The organism is Nocardia sp. NPDC058497 (assembly GCF_042720195.1).
GTDB lineage: Bacteria > Actinomycetota > Actinomycetes > Mycobacteriales > Mycobacteriaceae > Nocardia.
This window is the reverse complement of sequence record NZ_JBHXMY010000541.1, coordinates 1-4007: the sequence shown is the minus strand read 5'-3', so window position 1 is coordinate 4007 and position 4007 is coordinate 1. Positions and strand designations below refer to the sequence as shown.

Genomic DNA, 4007 nt, shown 5'->3' with positions numbered 1-4007 from the left:
AGGTCGCCCCGTCGGGCGGGTCCACCCGGGTCCGCAGAGCTGGTGCGGGCGAAGGGGTTCCGATCGTGTTGCTGCACTCACTCGGTGGCAACAGCCTGGCGTGGAACCACGTGATCGAGGACTTCGCGCGCGACCACGTCGTCTACATGCCCGAGATGATCGGCGTGCCGGGTCTCAGCGTGCAGACCGCGCCGATCGATGAGCAGGGGTTCGGCGCCTGGTTCGGTGAACTCCTCGACGGACTCGGTGTCGACCGGGTCCATCTGGTCGGCTACTCGCAGGGCGGCTGGCAGGCAATGGCCATCGGCGTCGATCAGCAGCAGCGGCTGGCGAGCCTGACGGTGATCGAGCCCGGCGGCACGTTGACGAAGATCAAGTGGAGCGTGCTGTGGACGATGATCAAGGTCGGCGCCCGGCCCACCGACAAGAACCTGAGGAAGATGAACGCCTGGCTCAACCCCGGCGTGACGCTGACCGACGCCGAATTCGCTGGGGTGAAAGCTGCTCTCGGCTACGTCCCCACGATCGGTTATCCCAAGATGTTCACCGACGAGCGCCTCGCGTCGCTCTCGCTCCCGACCCTGTGGTTGTTCGGGTCGGAATCGTTGGCCGTCGACAACGAGCTCGCCGGAAACCGGCTGCGTGAGAACGTGAAGTCCTGCGAGATCGAGGTCTTCCGCGGCGCCGGGCACGGCATCTTCCATCAGATCCCGGACAAGGTCACCGCGCGAATCCTCGATTTCACCCGTCGCTACGAACCGACAGACGCGCGGCGCGGCGAGTAACCGACGCTCCGAAGGCATCGTGAATTCGTCGACCGGACGGTGCTGCTAGTCGTCGGTGCCCTCGATCCGCCACCGGGTCGTCACCTCGCGGACACAGGTTGCGTCCGTGAGCGCGTCGACTGTGTCGGTGAGCGCCGACTCCAGGGCGCGGTGGGTGAGGACGATCAGGTGGGCGTCGTCGCCGCGGTGCTCCTGGCGCACACGGGCGATGCTCACCCCGTGGTCCGCGAACACCGCCGCGACCTCGGCCAGCGCACCGGCGTGGTCGGTGACCCGCAGGTTCAGGTAGTAGCGGGTGGGGGTGTCGCCGAGCGGGGCGACGGGGAGTTCGGCGTAGTAGGAGGCGCGGGGTGCGCGGCCGCCGTGGACGCGGTTGCGGGCGGCGGTGATGAGGTCGCCGAGCAGGGCCGAGGCGGTGGCGGTGGTGGCGCCGTCACCGTAGAACATCAGCCTGCCCGCGCCCGCGGCGTCGACGGCCACCGCGCTGAACGGCGCGTCGACCCGGGCGAGGGGATCGGTCGCCGGGAGCAGCGCGGGGTGGACGCGGACCGAGATCTGTTCCTTGCCACCGTCTTCGGCGACCCTGGTGCACACGGTGAGCGTGCGCAGGCGCAGGCCGAGCGCCTCGGCGGCATCGAGATCGTGCGCCGCCGCCGGGCCGTACTCCTCGAAGTGCACGTCACCGACCTCCACCCGGGTGTGGAACGCCAGCGTCGCCAGGATCGCCGCCTGCGCGGCGGCGTGCCTGCTGTGCTCGGCGGGGAAGACCCCGAGCACCTGGTTCACCCGGTCACCGGAGAGCGACTGGGTCAGCGGCCGCACCACCGGAACCCCGCCCGCCACCGCCGCTTCGAAGAACAGGTCGGCGCCGTGCTGCTCGGCGGCCGCGGCGAGCCGATGCCCATGCTCGGCGATCAGCGCGGTGTTCGCGGTGATCACCGACCGGCCCTCGTGCAGTGCGTCGCGCACCGCCGTCACCGAGCCGATGCCCTCGGTCACATCGACCACCAGCTCCGCCCGCCCGTCGAGCACCAGCTCCGCACCGGCGCGTTCCCGCAAATCGCCCCGCGTGTCGCGCAGGATCCGCGTGACCTCCGCGGCGAGCGATCCGGTGCCGAGAACTGCGACCCCGAACCGGGGCCGCGGGGAACGAAAGAGCTGATTGGTCATGGGAATTCGCCTAACCGCCGAGAACTGCCGAGCCGGGAACGAACGCCGCTCGCGCCACCCCCATCCAGCCAGTATCGCGGCCGAATCGTCTCGGCGGCAGTCATTTTCACCACCAATCAGCACAGTCGTGCCAGAAATGCCGGGATACTCGGAAGGGTCACCCGCGGATCGCGCGTGGGCGAGCAGGGGAGAGGACGAGGGATGGCCCTGGTTGTGCAGAAATTCGGCGGATCGTCGGTGGCGAGCGCGGAGCGGATCCGGCGGGTCGCCGAGCGGATCGTGGGGACGAAGAAGCAGGGTCACGATGTGGTGGTGGTCTGCTCCGCCATGGGCGACACCACCGACGAATTGCTGGACCTGGCAGGCCAGGTGGCGCCCGCACCACCGCCGCGGGAGATGGACATGCTGCTGACCTCGGGCGAACGCATCTCGAATGCCCTGGTGGCCATGGCGATTCACGCGCTGGGTGCCGATGCCAGATCGCTGACCGGCTCCCAGGCCGGCGTGATCACCACCGGCGCGCACGGCAACGCCAAGATCATCGAGGTCGACCCGGACCGGGTCCGCCGCGCCCTCGACGACGGTGAGGTGGTGCTCGTCGCCGGCTTCCAGGGCGTCAGCCAGGACAGCCGTGACGTCACGACGCTGGGTCGCGGCGGTTCCGATACGACCGCCGTCGCGCTGGCCGCGGCGCTGAATGCTGATGTCTGCGAGATCTATACCGACGTCGACGGCGTCTTCACCGCCGATCCGCGCATCGTGCCCGACGCGCAGAAACTGGACCAGATCTCCTACGAGGAGATGCTCGAGATGGCGGCCTGCGGTTCGAAGGTGCTGATGCTGCGCTGCGTCGAATACGCGCGCCGCTACCACGTGCCGGTGCATGTGCGCTCGTCCTACACCGATGCCGTCGGTACCACCGTGTTCGGCTCGATGGCCGACATCCCCGCCGATCAGGCCGTGCTGACCGGTGTCGCGCACGACCGCACCGAGGCCAAGGTGACCGTCGTCGGCCTGCCCGACGAGCCCGGCTACGCGGCGCAGGTATTCCGCGCGGTCGCCGACGCCGAGATCCCCATCGACATGGTCGTGCAGAACACCGGCACCGGCCGCACCGACATCACCTTCACCCTGCCCGCCGCCGACGGCGCCCGCGCGGTGGCACTGCTGAGCGAGCGCCGCGCCGACATCGGTTTCGCCGACGTCCGCTACGACGATCGGGTCGGCAAGGTCTCGCTGATCGGCGCCGGGATGAAGAACCATCCTGGCGTCACCGCGACGTTCTGCGAGGCGCTGGCCGCGGCGAACATCAACCTCGACCTGATCGCCACCTCGCAGATCCGGATCTCGGTGCTGGTCCGCGACACGGACCTGGACGAGGCGGTTCGCGTGCTGCATCGGGCCTTCGACCTCGGCGGCGCCGAAGTCGCGGTCGTCCACGGCGGCACCGGTCGTTGACGACCCACTGAGCGCGAGGTAATTTACCGATCAGTCAATTTGGCCGTCGATCGACCGGAGGATCCCGTGAGCAACCGATTGACCTCCTTCACCCGTGCCGGACTCCGGTTCGACGTGGTGGACTCCGGTCCGATCGACGGCAATGTCGTCCTTGCCCTGCACGGCTTTCCGCAGACCGCGAGCTCGCTGTCCGAGCTCACCGGGCTGCTCAACGCCCGCGGCTACCGCACCATCGCCCCGAATCAGCGCGGCTATTCGCCGGGCGCGCGGCCGCGGGGCCGATTCGCCTACCGGGTGTCCGAACTGGTCGGCGACGTGGTCGCGCTGATCCGCGAGATCGACCGCGGCCCGGTGCATCTGGTCGGCCACGATTGGGGCGCCGTGGTCGCCTGGTCGCTGGCCGGCGCCCGACCCGACCTGGTCCGCACGCTGGTGACGGTGTCTGTGCCGCACCCAGGCGCGTACGTGCGCGGGCGGGGGGGCCGGGAAAAAAAAACCCCCCCGGTGAAAAATGGGAGGTGTGAAAAGCCCGGGGGACCCCCTCGGGGGAGTCAACCGCCGCCCCACCCGATCGGGCACGGGCTGTCGCGCACA

General features: G+C 69.5%; 4 protein-coding genes. 3 read left to right on the top strand and 1 reads right to left on the bottom strand.

Translation table 11 applies throughout. From position 1 onward, the window contains the following. On the top strand, positions 1-785 hold a 785-nt coding region (locus ACFWPJ_RS26830), incomplete at its 5' end, for an alpha/beta fold hydrolase (protein ID WP_378855369.1). Positions 786-830: 45 nt separating this feature from the next. On the opposite strand, the gene ACFWPJ_RS26825 is transcribed toward ACFWPJ_RS26830, so the two are convergent. After that, positions 831-1955, bottom strand: a complete 1125-nt coding sequence (locus tag ACFWPJ_RS26825) for an ACT domain-containing protein (RefSeq protein WP_378855367.1) — start codon at positions 1953-1955, stop codon at positions 831-833. Positions 1956-2156: 201 nt separating this feature from the next. Here ACFWPJ_RS26825 and ACFWPJ_RS26820 point away from each other — a divergent pair, with 201 nt between their 5' ends. Continuing rightward, positions 2157-3413, top strand: coding sequence for an aspartate kinase (locus tag ACFWPJ_RS26820; RefSeq protein ID WP_378855365.1), 1257 nt, complete (start codon positions 2157-2159; stop codon positions 3411-3413). A gap of 66 nt (positions 3414-3479) precedes the next feature. Beyond that, a partial coding sequence (locus tag ACFWPJ_RS26815; protein ID WP_378855363.1) for an alpha/beta fold hydrolase occupies positions 3480-4007 on the top strand: 528 nt, incomplete at its 3' end.